13 protein-coding genes are annotated in these 14,980 nt (G+C 65.4%); 11 read left to right on the plus strand and 2 right to left on the minus strand.

Annotation, left to right across the window (positions count from 1 at the left end; all coding sequences use genetic code 11):
• Positions 1 to 103: 103 nt before the first annotated feature.
• Together AC3WTD_RS02625 and thpR are read left to right on the plus strand one after the other, a co-directional pair.
• Positions 104 to 946, plus strand: a complete 843-nt coding sequence (locus AC3WTD_RS02625; RefSeq protein ID WP_492612831.1) for a DUF3014 domain-containing protein — start codon at positions 104 to 106, stop codon at positions 944 to 946.
• A 31-nt stretch (positions 947 to 977) separates the two neighbouring features.
• On the plus strand, positions 978 to 1,610 hold the full coding sequence (gene thpR, locus AC3WTD_RS02630; protein WP_492612832.1) for an RNA 2',3'-cyclic phosphodiesterase: 633 nt from the start codon (positions 978 to 980) through the stop codon (positions 1,608 to 1,610).
• Here thpR and AC3WTD_RS02635 read toward each other — a convergent pair.
• Entirely contained in the window at positions 1,601 to 2,194 is a 594-nt protein-coding gene (locus AC3WTD_RS02635) for a cupin domain-containing protein (protein WP_492612833.1), read from the minus strand. The genes thpR and AC3WTD_RS02635 overlap by 10 nt on opposite strands.
• Here AC3WTD_RS02635 and AC3WTD_RS02640 point away from each other — a divergent pair.
• From AC3WTD_RS02640 to AC3WTD_RS02680, 9 genes are all read left to right on the plus strand, one after another.
• Positions 2,163 to 3,569 carry an NfeD family protein gene (locus tag AC3WTD_RS02640; RefSeq protein WP_492612834.1) on the plus strand — a complete coding sequence of 469 codons (1,407 nt, stop codon included), beginning with the start codon at positions 2,163 to 2,165 and terminating at the stop codon, positions 3,567 to 3,569. The two genes, AC3WTD_RS02635 and AC3WTD_RS02640, sit on opposite strands and share 32 nt — an antisense overlap.
• Before the next feature lie 16 nt (positions 3,570 to 3,585).
• Complete coding sequence (locus AC3WTD_RS02645) at positions 3,586 to 4,356, plus strand: slipin family protein (protein WP_037089073.1); 771 nt, start codon at positions 3,586 to 3,588, stop codon at positions 4,354 to 4,356.
• A 65-nt stretch (positions 4,357 to 4,421) separates the two neighbouring features.
• Positions 4,422 to 5,243: an SAM-dependent methyltransferase gene (locus tag AC3WTD_RS02650; RefSeq protein WP_492612835.1), complete on the plus strand. Its 822-nt coding sequence runs from the start codon at positions 4,422 to 4,424 to the stop codon at positions 5,241 to 5,243.
• 141 nt (positions 5,244 to 5,384) lie between these two features.
• A complete protein-coding gene (locus AC3WTD_RS02655) occupies positions 5,385 to 5,651 on the plus strand; it encodes a hypothetical protein (protein WP_492612836.1) in 267 nt (88 codons plus the stop codon).
• Positions 5,652 to 5,739: 88 nt separating this feature from the next.
• Positions 5,740 to 6,030 carry a hypothetical protein gene (locus AC3WTD_RS02660; protein ID WP_027491796.1) on the plus strand — a complete coding sequence of 97 codons (291 nt, stop codon included), beginning with the start codon at positions 5,740 to 5,742 and terminating at the stop codon, positions 6,028 to 6,030.
• A gap of 12 nt (positions 6,031 to 6,042) precedes the next feature.
• On the plus strand, positions 6,043 to 7,851 hold the full coding sequence (locus tag AC3WTD_RS02665) for a GGDEF domain-containing protein (protein WP_492612837.1): 1,809 nt from the start codon (positions 6,043 to 6,045) through the stop codon (positions 7,849 to 7,851).
• Positions 7,852 to 8,070: 219 nt separating this feature from the next.
• Complete coding sequence (locus AC3WTD_RS02670; RefSeq protein WP_492612838.1) at positions 8,071 to 8,379, plus strand: hypothetical protein; 309 nt, start codon at positions 8,071 to 8,073, stop codon at positions 8,377 to 8,379.
• A 97-nt stretch (positions 8,380 to 8,476) separates the two neighbouring features.
• Positions 8,477 to 10,210 carry a diguanylate cyclase gene (locus AC3WTD_RS02675; protein WP_492612839.1) on the plus strand — a complete coding sequence of 578 codons (1,734 nt, stop codon included), beginning with the start codon at positions 8,477 to 8,479 and terminating at the stop codon, positions 10,208 to 10,210.
• A 180-nt stretch (positions 10,211 to 10,390) separates the two neighbouring features.
• Positions 10,391 to 12,070 (plus strand): M28 family peptidase, encoded by a 1,680-nt coding sequence (locus tag AC3WTD_RS02680; protein ID WP_492612840.1) that lies wholly within the window; start codon positions 10,391 to 10,393, stop codon positions 12,068 to 12,070.
• A gap of 22 nt (positions 12,071 to 12,092) precedes the next feature.
• On the opposite strand, the gene AC3WTD_RS02685 is transcribed toward AC3WTD_RS02680, so the two are convergent.
• On the minus strand, positions 12,093 to 14,840 hold the full coding sequence (locus AC3WTD_RS02685) for a M14 family zinc carboxypeptidase (protein ID WP_492612841.1): 2,748 nt from the start codon (positions 14,838 to 14,840) through the stop codon (positions 12,093 to 12,095).
• Between the last annotated feature and the right edge of the window lie 140 nt (positions 14,841 to 14,980).

Below are 14,980 nucleotides of genomic sequence, written 5' to 3' on the forward strand. Positions count from 1 at the left end.
GCAGCGAGGGAACGGGTACGCTCGCGTGGCGGGATGCGCCCGCAATGAACGAATCGCGGATGAACGAGTCCATAGCGGATACGCGACGACAGAAGGGGTGAACGTGCGCAGGCAATCATCGACAGGCAGCTGGATCGGCGCGGTGGTAGTGGTACTGGCCGTCGTGGCGGGCGGCGTGTACCTCGCGCGCAAGGCGATGCAGCCCGGCGTGCCGGCATCCAGCACGCCGGCCGCGGCGGCATCCACCGCCGTGCCTCCCGCCACGGCGTCGGTCCAGCATCCGATCGAACAGGTGCAGACCGGCCCGGCAACGGCATCGACCGCGGCGCTGCCCGCGCTGGGCGACAGCGATGCCAGCGTGGCCGCGGCGCTCGTCGCGCTGGCCGGGGACAGCGAGCTGTCCTCGTTGCTGGTGAGCCAGCAACTGGTCGCGCGCATCGTCGCCACCGTCGATGCGCTGCCGCGCCACGACGGGCTGGCGGCATTCACGCTGCCGGCGCATGCGCCCAAGGGGGCATTTGCGGTCGAGGAGGTGGGCGGTGCCACGGTCCCCGGCGCCGCGAACGCCGCGCGCTACGCGCCGTACATGCGGGTGGTCGACGCCGTCGATCCGCAGGCGCTGGTGGCCTGGTACGTGCACGCCTATCCGCTGTTCCAGCAGGCGTATCGGCAGCTGGGCTACCCGAAGGGCTATCTCAACGATCGCCTGATCGTGGCGATCGACGACATGCTGGCCGCGCCGGAACCCGCCCAGCCGCCGGCCCTGGTGCGCTCGAAGGCATACTACGTCTACGCCGACCCGGCGCTGGAATCGCTGTCGACCGGGCAGAAGCTGCTGCTGCGCGCGGGCACGGCCAACGAGGCGAGGATCAAGGCCAGACTGCGCACGATCCGCGGCCTGCTGGTCGGACAGGCCTTGCCCGCGCCGGCGGGCACGGCGGGCTAGTTTCGCGCGTCATCTCGGCCGCCACCTGACGATGAACCGGCAACTTTCGCCTCCCGGCCCGACCCAGCTCGACCTGCTTGGCGGCAATAACGCGCAACCGGCCGAGGTGCATCGGCTGTTCCTGGCCCTGTTGCCGGACGCGGCGACGCGCGCCCAGCTGGCGCAGGCCGCGGCCGCGCTGCGCTCCGGCCAGCCCGGGCTGCGCGCGCGCTGGGTGAAGCCGGCGCGCTACCACGTCACGCTGCATTTTCTCGGTGACCACGCGTCGCTGCGGCAGGACGTGGTTGCCGCCGCCACCGCGGCGGCGCAGCGCTTGCGCACGCCATCGTTCGAGTGGGTGCTGGACCAGGCCGCCGGCTTCCGCGGCCGGCAGCCGCCATGCATTCTTCGCAGTGCCAGCGTGCCCGCGCCGCTGCAGCAGCTGTGGCACGAGCTGCGCCATGCGCTACTCCTGGCCGGGCAAGGCCGTCGTCTCGAAGCGGGCTTCACGCCGCACGTCACGCTCGCCTACAGCCACGGCGTGGTGCTGGATGCCACGCCAGTCGCGCCATTGGTGTGGCCGGTCGATCGCGTCGTGCTGCTGCACAGCGTGGTCGGCCAGCCGGATTACCACGTGCTGGCGCAATGGCCGCTGCCGCACGACAGCCCAGGAATTCAGGCATAGGGTGTTCCGTCCTTGTGCGAATAACGGTCTGCGCCGCGTTCCAGATGCAGGTCGATGTCGGGATAGCTGCAGGCATCCTCGTTCGAGCGTGAGCCGATTTCCAGGTAAACGGCCATTTCCCCGCTGCGATTGATCAGGTGGTGGCCATCGGCGACATTGCGGGGAAACGCCGCACAGTCGCCGGCGCGCAGCACTTGTTCGCCGGCGTCGCTGAGTAGCACCAGTTCGCCCGACAGCACGTAGACGAATTCGTCCTCGTGCGAATGCCAGTGGCGCTGGCTGGACCAGGCGCCTGCCGGCAAGTGGGTGAGGTTGACGCCGAAGTCGGTCAAGCCGCCAGCGTCGCCCAGCGCCTGCTTGCGGCGTTCGCCGGCGAACGCCGCATAAGGCGGCGGATAGCCGGAGCCCTTGCGTTCCGGGACGGTAGCTGTATCGATTCTTGGCATGACGGTTTCCCTGGAATGGTTGCCGGTAGTTGCGATTGACGAGCTTGCGCGCGCCGTCCGCGCTAGGATGGCTGCGTCGATGGCGAATCGGCGGGAGGCAGGTCCGATGAAGCGCTGGTCGAGGGTGGCATGGATCATGTGCTGCTGCATGCTGCCGGTAGTCACGGTGCTGGCGGCGGAGACCGGCCAACCCACGGCAAGCCGGCCGATGGTGGCGCAGATCGCGCTGGATGGTCCGATCGGTCCGGCCGCCGCCGAATACTTCGATGACGCCTCGAAACGCGCGGTGGCCGACGGTGCGGTGGCGATCGTGCTGCGGCTGGACACGCCCGGCGGGCTGGCCGACTCGATGCGGCAGATCATCACCGGCATGCTGGCCAGCCCGGTGCCGGTGCTGGTGTACGTGGCCCCGCAGGGCGCCCGGGCGGCCTCCGCCGGCACCTACATCCTGTATGCGGGGCAGATCGCTGCGATGGCGCCGGCGACCCACCTGGGCGCGGCCACGCCGGTGTCGCTGGGTGGCGCCACGCCGATGCCGCTGCCAAAAACCGGCGAGCAGCCGGCGCCGGCCGGTTCTGCCGCCAAAGACGAGGCGGCAGCAGGCGACGACGCCGAGTCGCACAAGGTGATGAACGACGCGATCGCCTACATCCGCTCGCTGGCGCAGTTGCGCGGGCGCAACGCGCAGTGGGCTGAACAGGCGGTGCGCGGCGCGGCCACGCTGACCGCCAGCGAGGCCGCGCAGCAGCACGTGGTCGACTTCGTGGCGGCGGACTTGGCCGAGCTGCTGGCCAAGGCGGACGGGCGCAAGGTGCGGGTGGGCGAGCGCGATGTCACGCTGCAGCTCAGGGGCGCGTCCGTGCGCGAGTATGCGCCCGGTGCGCGCACGCGCTTCCTGGCGATCATCACCAATCCGACCATCGCCTATCTGCTGCTGCTGGGCGGTATCTTCGGGCTGGCCCTGGAGGCGATGCATCCCGGTGCCATGTTGCCGGGCATTGCCGGCGGCATCAGCCTGCTGGTCGGCCTGTACGCGCTGCAGCTGCTGCCGGTGAACTACGCCGGGCTGGCCTTGATGGCGCTGGGCGTCGGCCTGCTGGTGGCGGAGGCGGCCAACCCCAGCGTGGGCGCATTCGGCGTCGGCGGACTGGTGGCGTTCGTGACGGGCTCGGTGATGCTGATGAATACCGGCGTGCCGGGCTATGCGGTCAACCTTGGCGTGATCGCCGGCATTGCCGTGGGTGCGGCCGCGCTGCTGGCGCTGATCGTGTGGCTGGTGTTCCGTTCGCGCCGCGCGCATCAGGCCACCGGCGACGCGGCGATGCGGATGGATATCGGCGAACTGCTGGAGTCGGTGGGCGCCAACGGCGAGGCGTGGATGCTGGTGCGCGGCGAGCGCTGGCGCGTGCATAGCAATATCGCCTTGCCGGCTGGTGCGCGGGTGCGCGTGGTGTCGCGGCAGGGTTTGCTGTTGCGGGTCGAGCCGGCGCCAGCCGACACGACCCATCCATGAGAGACGGGAGATGATCATGTTCGGATTCGTCGGCGTTCTGGTAATCCTCGGCATGCTGCTGCTGTTCTCCGCGGTGAAGATCCTGCCGGAGTACCAGCGTGGCGTCGTGCTGACCCTGGGCCGCTACACCGGCACCAAGGGCCCCGGACTGGTGCTGCTGGTGCCGTTCGTGCAGCGGATGATCCGGGTCGATCTGCGCGTGACCGTGATGGACGTACCGCCGCAGGACGTGATCTCGCGCGACAACGTCTCGGTGCGGGTGAACGCGGTGGTCTACTTCCGCGTGGTCGAGCCCGACAAATCCGTATTGCAGGTGGAGAACTTCCTGCAGGCCACCAGCCAGCTGGCGCAGACCCGGCTGCGCTCGGTGCTCGGCCAGCACGAGCTGGACGAGATCCTGTCGCAGCGAGATTCGATCAACCACACCCTGCAGGCGATCCTGGACGAGGCCACCGACCCGTGGGGCATCAAGGTCGCCAACGTGGAGCTCAAGGACGTCGACCTCAACGAGACCATGGTGCGCGCGATCGCCCGCCAGGCCGAGGCCGAGCGCGAACGCCGCGCCAAGGTGATCCACGCCGACGGCGAGCTGCAGGCCGCCGAGAAGCTGCGCGACGCCGCCGCGCTGCTGTCGCAGCAGCCGCAGGCGCTGCAGCTGCGCTACCTGCAGACGCTGGCCGACATGTCCAACAGCGGCAAATCCTCCACCGTGGTGTTCCCGCTGCCGCTGGACCTGATCAAGCCGCTGCTGGAGGCGCTGCCGGCGAAGCCGCCCGTGGAGCGCTGAACTGGCGCCGCCGTCGCGGGCGTGCGAATAATGCCGCCATCCCACTGCCAAGACGGTGCGCCACCATGGATGCAGCAAGTTCACCCGGAAGCCTGGTCTGCGTTGGCCTGGGCATGACCCTGGGCTCGCACCTCGGCCCGCTGGCGCGCAGCTACATCGAACAGGCCGACGTGGTGTTCGCCGGGCTCTCCGACGGCATCGTCGAGATGTGGCTGCACAAGATGCACCCGGACGTACGCAGCCTGCAGCCGTACTACCGCGAAGGGAAGTCGCGCATGCAGACCTACCGCGAGATGGTCGAGGCGATCCTCACCGAGGTGCGCGCGGGCAAGCGGGTGTGCGGGGTGTTTTACGGCCATCCCGGCGTGTTCGCCTGGGCACCGCACAAGTCGATCGAGGTGGCCCGCAGCGAGGGCTACGCGGCGCACATGGAACCGGGCATCTCGGCCGAGGACTGCCTCTACGCCGACCTCGGCATCGACCCCGGCCGCTACGGCTGCCAGCACTTCGAGGCCAGCCAGCTGCTGTTCTACCGGCGCCGGATCGACCCGACCGCCTACCTGGTGCTGTGGCAGGTGGGTCTGGTCGGCGACCAGTCGCTGGCGCGCTTCTCTACCGGGCCGGCCTACCGCGAACTGCTGGTCGAGGTGCTGGCGCGCGACTACCCGCAGGACCACGAGATCATCATCTACCGCGGCGCCACCTTGCCGATCCAGCAGCCGCGGATTCGCCGGATCCGGCTGGGCGACCTGCCGCAAGCCGAGGTAGGCATGGAAGACACCGTGGTGCTGCCGCCGACCGGCCCGCTGCAGCCTGACCTGGCGATGCGCGCACGGCTGGACGCGCTGGACAAGGCGGAAATCAAGCAGGATGCTGGCGTTTTGTGAGCAAGTAGGCAAGTTGCCGTTGGCGTCGTCCCTAGGATGAATCGGCGCGGTTTGAAGCCTCACTGCGGGGCAAACCATCCCACCCCTGCGAATCAGGCCAGCCGCGTCATTCCAATCCATTGACTATCCGGGAGATACGCCATGTCGAATATCGTCGATTTTCTTGAGAACGTCGGTCAGAACGCCAGCTTGCGCTATGCTTCAGCAGGGGACATGCAGCGCATGCTGGCCCATAGCCAGTTCGATCAGGATATCAAGGAGGCTGTGCTGGCCAAGGACCAGGAACGACTGACTGCGCTGGTGGGGGCGCAGAATGTATGCTGTTTGCTGGTTCCTGCGCAGGTACGGTGTTTGCTTGTTCCCGGTATCAACGATGAAGACGAGTACTGCCACGAACAGCGTGCTTGAATGGGAATGGCCTCGCTGGCGCATAGCGCCAGCGAGGCAGCGTTCCCCAAGACGTTGACCAAGCCAACAACAGTCGGGGGGAATGCATATGTCGGACGTTGTCGAGTTTCTTGAACGGATGGGGCGGGACGCACAGTTGAGCCGAGCATCGGTCAATGAGCTTGAGCATGTGATGGCGAGCACGGGGCTGGATTTGACTTTGCAGGATGCGATCCTCTCAGAGGATTCATCGACATTGAAGGCATTGCTCGGCATTGCGACACATTGCGCGATGCTTGCGCCCGGCGAGGAGCAGGAAGAGCAGGAGGATGAAGGCGGCGACGAAACTCCAGAGCGCGAGGACGAAACAAGCCGCTCCGCGTCGAGTGCGTGGAGTTGACCGGCTAAGTCAATGCCCGCATCCGTAGTGAATCGCCGGATGGTGATCGCGGGGTGGATATTGCTCGGATTATCCGGGAGTACTGCCCATGCGGCTGTGCTCCCGACTGTTGACCAGAGCGCCTCCCTGCTGAAGGAGGCCGATAGCAGCAGAACACAGAACTACGACAGATTCCTGGAGCTCTTGCAGCATCTCGACAAACAGGCTGCGAAGTTGCCGCCCGCGCAACAGGAATATCTGCATTACCTTCAAGCATGGCAGGCAGCTTACGTCGGCGATTACGCAACATCGGATCGGTTGGCTGATACCGTGTTGAATCATTCGCGGGATTCGGTTTTACGCTTTAAGGCAGACTCCCTCGTGGTGAACTCTCTTGCGGAGCGTTCCCGTTACGAGGATGCGTTCCGACGCTTGAATTTGCTGCTATCGCGGCTGCATACGATTTCTGACCCGGATGCTCGTGCCCTGGCGCTCACCGTCGCTACGCTCCTCTACGAGGAGTCTGGGCAGTACGACCTTGCCTGGAATTATGCTGACCAGCTTGCCAATGAAACCCAGCAGCCGAACGATTGGATATGCAAAACGGGCTACGCAAGACTGGTGGCGCTCTACAAGGCAGGCAAGCTGGACGGAATTAACGAGAAGTTTCAACAGGGCATAGATCTGTGCGAGAAGGTGGGCGACGAACTTTATGCCAATGGCGTTCGCCTGTACCTGGCGAGAGTTGCATTGGGGCGGGGGCATTCAGAAGAGGCAATTACACTACTGAAGAGCAGTTACGATGCAGTGGAGAGAAGTGGCTACTCGTGGTTGCTCTCGCAGGTTGATGCGCTATTGGCCGAGGCATACTTGCGTACCGGCCAGATTGCCTTATCGAAGCAATCGGCACTCCAAGTGGTTGCTCGAAGTGGTGGGAACAAATATTCGGAATCCTTGAGTACTGCCGAGCGCGTTCTCTATCTTATTGCGAAAAGTCAGGGAGACCTGCGGGCCGCTCTTGACCATCACGAGCGCTATATGGCGTCAAACAATGGTTGGCTGGATGAAGTGGGGGCCAGGGCACTCGCTTTTCAGATCGTCCAGCAACAACTTCTCGCCAAAAAACTGCAGTTAGACACATTGAGCAAGCAGAACCAAATCCTGCAGCTCCAGCGAAACCTCGACAAAAAAGCTTCCGAAACGAGTCGTCTATACATATTGCTGTTGCTTACGGTGCTGGCTTTTATCGGCTTCTGGGCCTACCGCATCAAGCGCTCGCAACTGCGTTTCATGCGCCAGGCGCGGCGCGACGGGCTCACGGATATCTTCAACCGGCAGCATTTCATCAACGAGGCCGAGCAGCAGTTGCAGTACTGCCGGAAGTCGGGGCGGGAAGCCTGCCTGGTGCTGATCGACCTGGACCACTTCAAGGCCGTCAACGACACCTACGGACATGCGGTGGGTGATCGCGTGCTGAAGCGTGCCGTGGCCGCCTGCCAGGCGCATCTGCGTTCCACCGACATCTTCGGCCGCCTGGGCGGGGAGGAGTTCGGCATCGTGTTGCCGGAGTGCACGCTCGAGCAGGTGCTTGCCCGGACCGAACGGATCCGCTTGGCGATCGTGGAGGTCTGCGGCGATGCTGCCGAGGAAATCTGCGTTTCGGCCAGTTTTGGCGTGGCGACCACCAAGCATTCCGGGCATGACCTGCGCCAACTGCTGATCCACGCCGACGACGCCTTGTATCGGGCCAAACGCGAGGGCCGCAATCGGGTCAGCGTCAGCGACGGCCGGTCGAAACCGCAACTGAGCGCGGTTGCCGTGACGACCGAAGGCGTGCAGTAGCCGAGCCGGATGGCTGCCGTTCCGCCTGCCGCCTGGGGCAAGGATAGGCACCCCAATGCGATGGCACGGCGTCGAAGGAATGGTGTATTTTGGGCCCGTCAGGCAGCCAGGTTTGCTGCTTGCAGCGCGCAATGCGCGGGAAACGGGGGAAGACCGGCAGAGGGATTTCATGCGGCCATCACCAGATAGCCGGCAATCATCCTGACAGGGGGATGACCGATGTTCGATATGATCGATTTTCTGGAACGGGTGGGGCAGGACGCGCGGTTGCGCCATGCATCTCGGGATGATGTGGGGCTTGCGCTGTCCGGTACCGAGGTTGATCCGGAGTTGCGCGTGGCGATCCTTGCCGGGGATGGCCAAAGCCTTGCGACCAAACTGGGGAAAGGGGCTTTCTGCTGTTATATCAATCCAGGCAAGGAAGATGAGGACGAGGATGATAAAGACGATAAGGATGATAAGGACGATAAAGACGAGGACGGCAAGGGCAGGGTGAAGGAAAAACCATCAAGGGGGCCCAGAAAATGACCCGTATAACTCGGGTTGCCGTTAGGCGTGGATGATCAGACAAATGTTTCGACAGGGAGCACGGCGCTGTCTGCTCCTCGCCGTATGGGCAATATGGTTGCTTGCGCGTGCCGGCGCGGTTATTGCGGCCGAGCCGCAGCACGCCTCTTTGCCCCAGGACCCTGCACAACTTCTCAAACTGGCTGATGGCGCCGAGTCGAATAACATCGATGAGTTCAACGCATTGATGCAACGACTCGATGACAGCAAGTTGAGGCTTTCCTCACAGCAGCAATTGCACCGACGCTATCTCGATGCGCGACAGATTGTCTTTCGCGGGGACTTCAAGACGGCACTTCCCTTGATGAAGGCGATCGCGGATCAGTCGGAAGATCCAACCCTGTCGTTTCGCGCCGCTGCGACAACGGTAGACCTCCTGGTGACGCAATCCCGATACGAGGAGGCATTTGCACGGTTGAGCCTCCTTCTGGAAGAGCTTCCACGAGTAACTGAAGGACGAGTCCGCATACAAGCCCTTGGCGTTGCTTCGCAGTTGTACCTCGAGGCGGGTCAATACGACTTGGCGATCGACTATGCGGAGCAATTGATCAAAGGAGCCGAGAGCCCCAAGAGTGCCTGCATCGGTTGGTACTACAAGCTCGATGCACTTCTTCGGGCGGGGCGATGGCAGATCGTCGAGGAAAAAATCCGCAACGGAAGGGAAGCCTGTGACCGGGCCGGCAATATCCTGATTGCCGGCATGTTCAAGACAGTCGTCGCAAAGTTGGAAATTGAGCGGGGGCGATCCGCCGAAGCCATCAGCCTGCTGCAGGAAAATTATGCGGATGTTCAGCGCAAGCGCTACCCGCCGCTTGTTTCCGATTTTGACGATTTGCTGGCACAGGCTTACTGGAAACGTGGCGATGCCGGACTGGCAAAAATACATGCACTTCGTGTTGTCGAGAAAAACAAAAGCATCGGAGGCGTATATTCCGCATCGACTGCCTCTGCCTATCGGGTTTTGTACCAGGTTGAGGAGAAGCAAGGCGACTTGGGCGAAGCTTTGGCCTATCTCAAAGGCTACATGGTCGCCGACAAGGGTTATCTGGATGATGTGAGCGCGAAGGCACTGGCGTACCAGACCGTCAAACAGCAGGTACTGGCAAAGAAACTGCAGATCGAGGGGCTCGACAAGAAGAACAGGATTCTCGCCCTTCAGGGCGAGCTGGATCGCAAGGCGGCAGAAACCAGCCGGCTGTATATCGCGCTGCTGCTGCTGGTACTGGCGTCCATTGCACTGTGGGCCTATCGGGTCAAGCGTTCGCAATTGCGCTTCATGCGGCTGGCGCGGCGCGACGGCCTTACCGGCATCTTCAACCGGCAGCACTTCGTCAACGAGGCCGAACGCGAGTTGCGCTACTGCCACAAGTCGGCGCGCGATGCCTGCCTGGTGCTGATTGACCTGGATCACTTCAAGCTGGTCAACGACACGCACGGGCATGCGGTGGGCGACCGGGTGCTGAAGCGTGCGGTCGATGCCTGCCAGGCGCACCTGCGCTCCACCGACGTGTTCGGCCGTCTCGGCGGGGAGGAGTTCGGCCTGTTGCTGCCCGAGTGCACGCTGGACAACGTGCTGCCGCGGGTCGAGCAGATGCGCGCGGCGATCGCCGCCGCCTCGATCGCCGGGGATGTCCCCGGCATCCCGATCTCGGCCAGCTTCGGCGTGGCTGCCGCAGCCAGCAGCGGTTATGAGCTGCGACAGCTGATGAACGATGCCGACTGCGCCCTGTACCAGGCCAAGCGCGAGGGACGCAACCGGATCAGGCTTTTTGACGCCGCCATGCGCAGCTGATTGTCGTGCGGGCGCACCGGGCTGCCACCCTTGCGATGGCGGCAGCATCATGGCGCCAGGTCGACGGCCACGTTGCAGGTTTGCCGCTGCCACCGACGATCATTGGCGAAGCCTGTTGCATGGACAGCGGTGCAGGGGCGCGCTACAAAGGTGGTCGATTTCATCGGTGGGAGCGTTTTGATGCGAGTGAGGAATTTTGCCCTGGTGGCCGCGCTGGGCCTGGTCGCGTTGCCGCTGCAGGCGGCGACGACTGAAGCGGACACGGCGCGGGCGCCGTCGATCGACGCCGCCGATTTCGCCCGCTTCGACCAGACGCTCAGCTCCGATGCGTTCGGCGGGCGCAAGCCCGGCACGATCGGCGCGCAGCGCACCACCGATTTCCTGGTGGCCGAGTTCAAGCGGATGGGCCTGCAGCCGGGCAACCACGGTTCGTGGTTCCAGACCGTGCCGGCCGACTCCACCTTGCTGCTGAATACCGACGTCAGCCTGGACGTCGCCGCGGGCGGCAAGCCGCTGAAGCTGGCGTACCGCACCGACATGGTGGCGCAGACCCTGCAGGCGAAAGCCGAGGTTGCGCTGAAGGATTCGCCGGTGGTGTTCCTCGGCTACGGCGCGGATGCGCCCGCCTGGCACTGGAACGACTACCGGGACGTCGACGTGAAAGGCAAGACGGTGATCGTGCTGGTCAACGATCCCGGCTTCGCCAGCCGCGATCCGAAGCTGTTCAACGGCCGCGCGATGACCTGGTACGGCCGCTGGCCGTACAAATACGCGCAGGCCGCGCTGCAGGGCGCCGCCGCCTGCTTCATCGTGCACACCAGCGACGCCGCGGCCGGTTATCCGTGGAGCGTGCTGCAGAACGGCGCGGTCGGTCCGCAGCTGAGCCTGCCGGCCAACGTCGATCCGTCCCCGCGGCTGCCGGTGGCCGGCTGGCTGACGCGCGACGCAGCCACCCGGCTGTTCGCCGCCGCCGGCTTCGATTTCGCCGAACTCGAACGGGCCGCGGCGAAGCCCGGCTTCGAGCCGGTGCCGTTGCACGCGACCGCCTCGATCACCCTGCACAACAAGATCGGCCACATCGAATCGAAGAATGTGCTGGCGATGGTCGAGGGCAGCTACAAGCCCGACGAGGTGGTGGTCTACACCGCGCACTGGGACCATCTGGGCACCGACCCCAGCCGCAAGGGTCACCAGGTCTATGCCGGCGCCGTCGACAACGGCACCGGCCTGAGCATGCTGCTGCAGATCGCCGGCGCGTTCGCACACCAGGCAAAGCCGCCTGAGCGCAGCGTGCTGTTCTTCATGCCGACGCTGGAGGAATCGGGCCTGCTCGGTTCGCAGTACTACGCGGCCAAGCCGGTGTTCCCGTTGAACCGCACGGTGGCCGACATCGCCGTCGACGCGTTGCCGATGATCGGCCCCGCGCATGACATGACGGTGATCGGCAAGGGCCAGTCCGAGCTGGAGGACATGCTCGCCGGCGTGCTGCGCAAGCAGGGCCGGGTGATTTCGCCGGAGACCACGCCGGAAAACGGCTTCTACTTCCGCTCCGACCATTTCAACTTCGCGCGGGCCGGCGTGCCGGCGCTGCTGGCCAGTTCGGGCCTGGATCTGATCGAGGGCGGCCGCGCTGCCGGCCAGAAGGCGGCCGAGGACTACACCGCACACCGCTACCACACGACGAACGACGTGTTCGATCCGCACTGGAACCTGGAAGGCATCCTCCAGGACACCCAGGCACTGTACGAATTGGGGCAACACCTCAGCCATGCGGGCGTGTGGCCGCAGTGGTATGCCGGCAATCCGTTCAAGGCCGTGCGCGACGCCATGATGAAGCCGGCCGCGCCGCCCTCGAAATAGCAGGGCGGATTCGCCGCCGGAGTCAGGGTTTCGCCGGTGGCGTGTCCAGTTTGTCGAAGTTGACGATGGCGTTGAGCACCAGTGGGTAGCTGCCGATGGTCTCGCCGCGCCAGATCGGGTTGCCGGCGAACAGCAGCACGTGGCCCTTGCCGTAGCGGGCGTCGACCACGGCGGCACGCTCGGCCATCTCGTCGCCGCCGTCGAGCAGGCCGGAGATCAGCAGGTTCTTCGCCTCGGCGTAGCGCAGGATCACGCGCGGGCGCTGCTCGGCGGGCATCACCCACGGGTTGTTGCGCATCTGCTCGGCGTTGAGCGGCAGCGGTTGCCACGGCTTGACGTCGGGCAGGGCGGCCGGGGCGGTCGAAGTGCGACCTTCGGGGGTGTCCGTGTCGTGCGGGCCGCCGCGTCCGGTCGGGCGCTGGAATTCCTTCGCGGTCGGCAGCCCGTGGTCGCCGGTGACCAGGTTGGACACCTTGAACGACTGGCCCGCCGCGCTGTACAGCGCCAGCTCGTCGCTGTCGTAGCCGGCGGCAATCGGGCTGCCGCGGTCGACGAACTTCGCCTGCAGCACGCTGCCGACCACTTTCAGCTTCTCGGTTTTCGTGACGAAGACGCCCGGTGCCAGGCCCACGTCGATGGCGAACTTTGCGGTGTCCTCGGCGGTGACCAGCAGGCCGCCGGCCTGCACGAAGCGCTTGAGGTGGGCGATGCCGCTCTCGCCGAGGCCGGGGCGGATGTCGTCGGTCGCGTCGATGTGGCCGAGGTTCGGCGTCAGCGCGGTGGTTTTCCACGGCAGCGGTTCGCCCCACATCGGCAGGCCGTCGACGATGCGCTGCGTGCTGGTATCGCCGACCGGGGCGAACAGGATCACGTCGTATTTCGCGCGCAGGTCGCCAGCCTTGGCCACGTCCTGGGTGCTGATGTAGTCGTACGGCACCCCGAGCTTGTCCAGCGCCATGCGCCACCAGCCTTCGGTCTGGGTGCTCAGCCAGGTGTGCATCAGCGCGATGCGCGGCAGCTTCGCCGACGGCATGTCGAGCGCGGCCAGACCCTGCGGTACGGTGACCGGCACGTCGAGCAGGCGCATCGGCGCCTTCAGGATCGCGGTGTCGGTGACGCGCACCACCTGCACGTCGAACAGGTCACCCATCGACCAGCCGGTGTCGTCGTAGGGGTGCTGCTGCGGGTCCTTTGGCGACCAGTACTGGCGGTCGAGCAAGGTGTCGGCAATGCGCGAGTACGGCTGGTCCATGCGCACCACGTAGCTGCCGGCAGGGAAGGTCCGCGTCTTCGCTTTCTTCCTGTCGTCGTCCTGCTTCGGCAGGGTCACCGTGACCGGTGCGCTGGTGCGGCTGATCTCCGCGTGCTGCAGCTGCAGGATGCGCAGCAGCTGGGCGCGCGAGCCGCTGCGCTTGTCGCCGGCCGGGAACACGTAGGCGGCCGGGCCGGCCTGCTGCGGCTTCTCGATCGAGCGCTTGGCCTTCAGGTAGAAGTTCTTCAGGAACTGCTGGCCGTTGCCGGCGAAGTAGTTCAACGCGGTGAGCAGGCCGGTCTGCTGGTAGTTGTTGTTGTTGCGCTGCGACCACAGCACGGTCGGCAGCGGCGGGTTCGGGCGGTACCAGGTGCGCTGGTATTCCTCCGGTTCGAGGATGCGCTGCACGGTGTCGGCGCCGGCGTTGCCGTAGGTCTCGTACAGGCGGCTGATGCCGTTGTGCATGGCGGCGATGAACATCAGGTAGCCGGGGCTCCAGGTATCGAAGCCGCCGTGGGCGAACACGCCCGGCATGCCGAGCCTGGTCATCTGCTGCACATTGTCCCAGCCCAGCTGCTGCCACTCGCCGGCGAGGATCGGGTCGATCCAGGCGTTGTACGGGCCGTCGCCCACGGTGTTGTCGTACAGGAACGGCACCGATTCGTGCAGGTCGTGCAGCACCTGCGCGTGCCAGCCGACGAAGGTGTCGGCCACGTTGCGGGTGAGGTTCAGCGACATGCCCATCGCGTCGCGGTTGTTGTCGTGCGCCACGTAGTGGCCCCAGTACAGCAGCCGCGGGTAGTTCTGGCCTGGGTGCGCCAGGTGCCAGTTGTACAGGTCGACCATGCGGTCGCGGCCGTCGACCTCCACCACCGGGGTGATCAGGGTGATCACGTGCGAGCGGATGCGCCGGATGTACGGCGCCTCGTCCACCGCCAAGCGATAGGCCAGCTCCATCAGCGCGGTGGGCGAACCGGTCTCGGTGGAGTGGATGGCGCCGGTGATGTAGTAGACCGGCGTGGACTGCGCGACCAACTGGTCGGCGACGGCGTCGTCCATGCCGATGCGGCGCGGGTCGGCCAGCTTGGCCAGGCGCGCCTTGTTGGCGTCGAGGCCGGCCAGCAGGTTTTCGTCGGCGATCGCCACCGCGATCATCTCGCGGCCTTCCTCGCTCTTGCCGATCGAGAACACCTTCACCCGCGGGCTGGCCGCGGCGAGCTCCCGGAAGTAGCGATGGACGTCGGCCACATGCGGCAGGTAATCCGGCACGCCGGCGATGCGGCCGAGCACCTTGTCCGGCGTGGGCACGCTGGCGGAGGCGGGCAGGTAGTCGGTGAGCGGCGAATTGAATGAGGGGTCGGTGGTGAACTTCAGGATCTGGCTGGTATAGGTCTGGTCGATCGGCTGGGCTGGATCGCGGGCATACGGTGTCGAACCGTCGGCTGCGGTCGCTGCCAGTGCGCCGAGAGTGCCTGATGCCAGCAGGACGGCAAGCGAGAGCCGGACGGGTGCGTGCATGATGAGTTTCCCCGGGAGTCGTGTGGCGGCTGATCGTCGCACTCTGCCAGAACGGTGTGGCTGCGCGTAGCCCATCAGTTGGGCAGGGCAATCCTGTGCCGCCACGGCGATCGGTTGCCACGTGGGCGAGCTGTGCGACG

This window comes from Rhodanobacter sp. FW106-PBR-R2A-1-15, from assembly GCF_058789735.1.

What these genes read in the sequence shown, in the direction of transcription:
- thpR (WP_492612832.1), top strand. Translation starts at nt 978, where the DNA reads ATGAACCGGCAACTTTCGCCTCCCGGCCCGACCCAGCTCGACCTGCTT.
- AC3WTD_RS02640 (WP_492612834.1), top strand. Translation starts at nt 2,163, where the DNA reads ATGAAGCGCTGGTCGAGGGTGGCATGGATCATGTGCTGCTGCATGCTG.
- AC3WTD_RS02635 (WP_492612833.1), bottom strand. Translation starts at nt 2,194, where the DNA reads ATGATCCATGCCACCCTCGACCAGCGCTTCATCGGACCTGCCTCCCGC.
- AC3WTD_RS02645 (WP_037089073.1), top strand. Translation starts at nt 3,586, where the DNA reads ATGTTCGGATTCGTCGGCGTTCTGGTAATCCTCGGCATGCTGCTGCTG.
- AC3WTD_RS02650 (WP_492612835.1), top strand. Translation starts at nt 4,422, where the DNA reads ATGGATGCAGCAAGTTCACCCGGAAGCCTGGTCTGCGTTGGCCTGGGC.
- AC3WTD_RS02655 (WP_492612836.1), top strand. Translation starts at nt 5,385, where the DNA reads ATGTCGAATATCGTCGATTTTCTTGAGAACGTCGGTCAGAACGCCAGC.
- AC3WTD_RS02660 (WP_027491796.1), top strand. Translation starts at nt 5,740, where the DNA reads ATGTCGGACGTTGTCGAGTTTCTTGAACGGATGGGGCGGGACGCACAG.
- AC3WTD_RS02665 (WP_492612837.1), top strand. Translation starts at nt 6,043, where the DNA reads ATGCCCGCATCCGTAGTGAATCGCCGGATGGTGATCGCGGGGTGGATA.
- AC3WTD_RS02670 (WP_492612838.1), top strand. Translation starts at nt 8,071, where the DNA reads ATGTTCGATATGATCGATTTTCTGGAACGGGTGGGGCAGGACGCGCGG.
- AC3WTD_RS02680 (WP_492612840.1), top strand. Translation starts at nt 10,391, where the DNA reads ATGCGAGTGAGGAATTTTGCCCTGGTGGCCGCGCTGGGCCTGGTCGCG.
- AC3WTD_RS02685 (WP_492612841.1), bottom strand. Translation starts at nt 14,840, where the DNA reads ATGCACGCACCCGTCCGGCTCTCGCTTGCCGTCCTGCTGGCATCAGGC.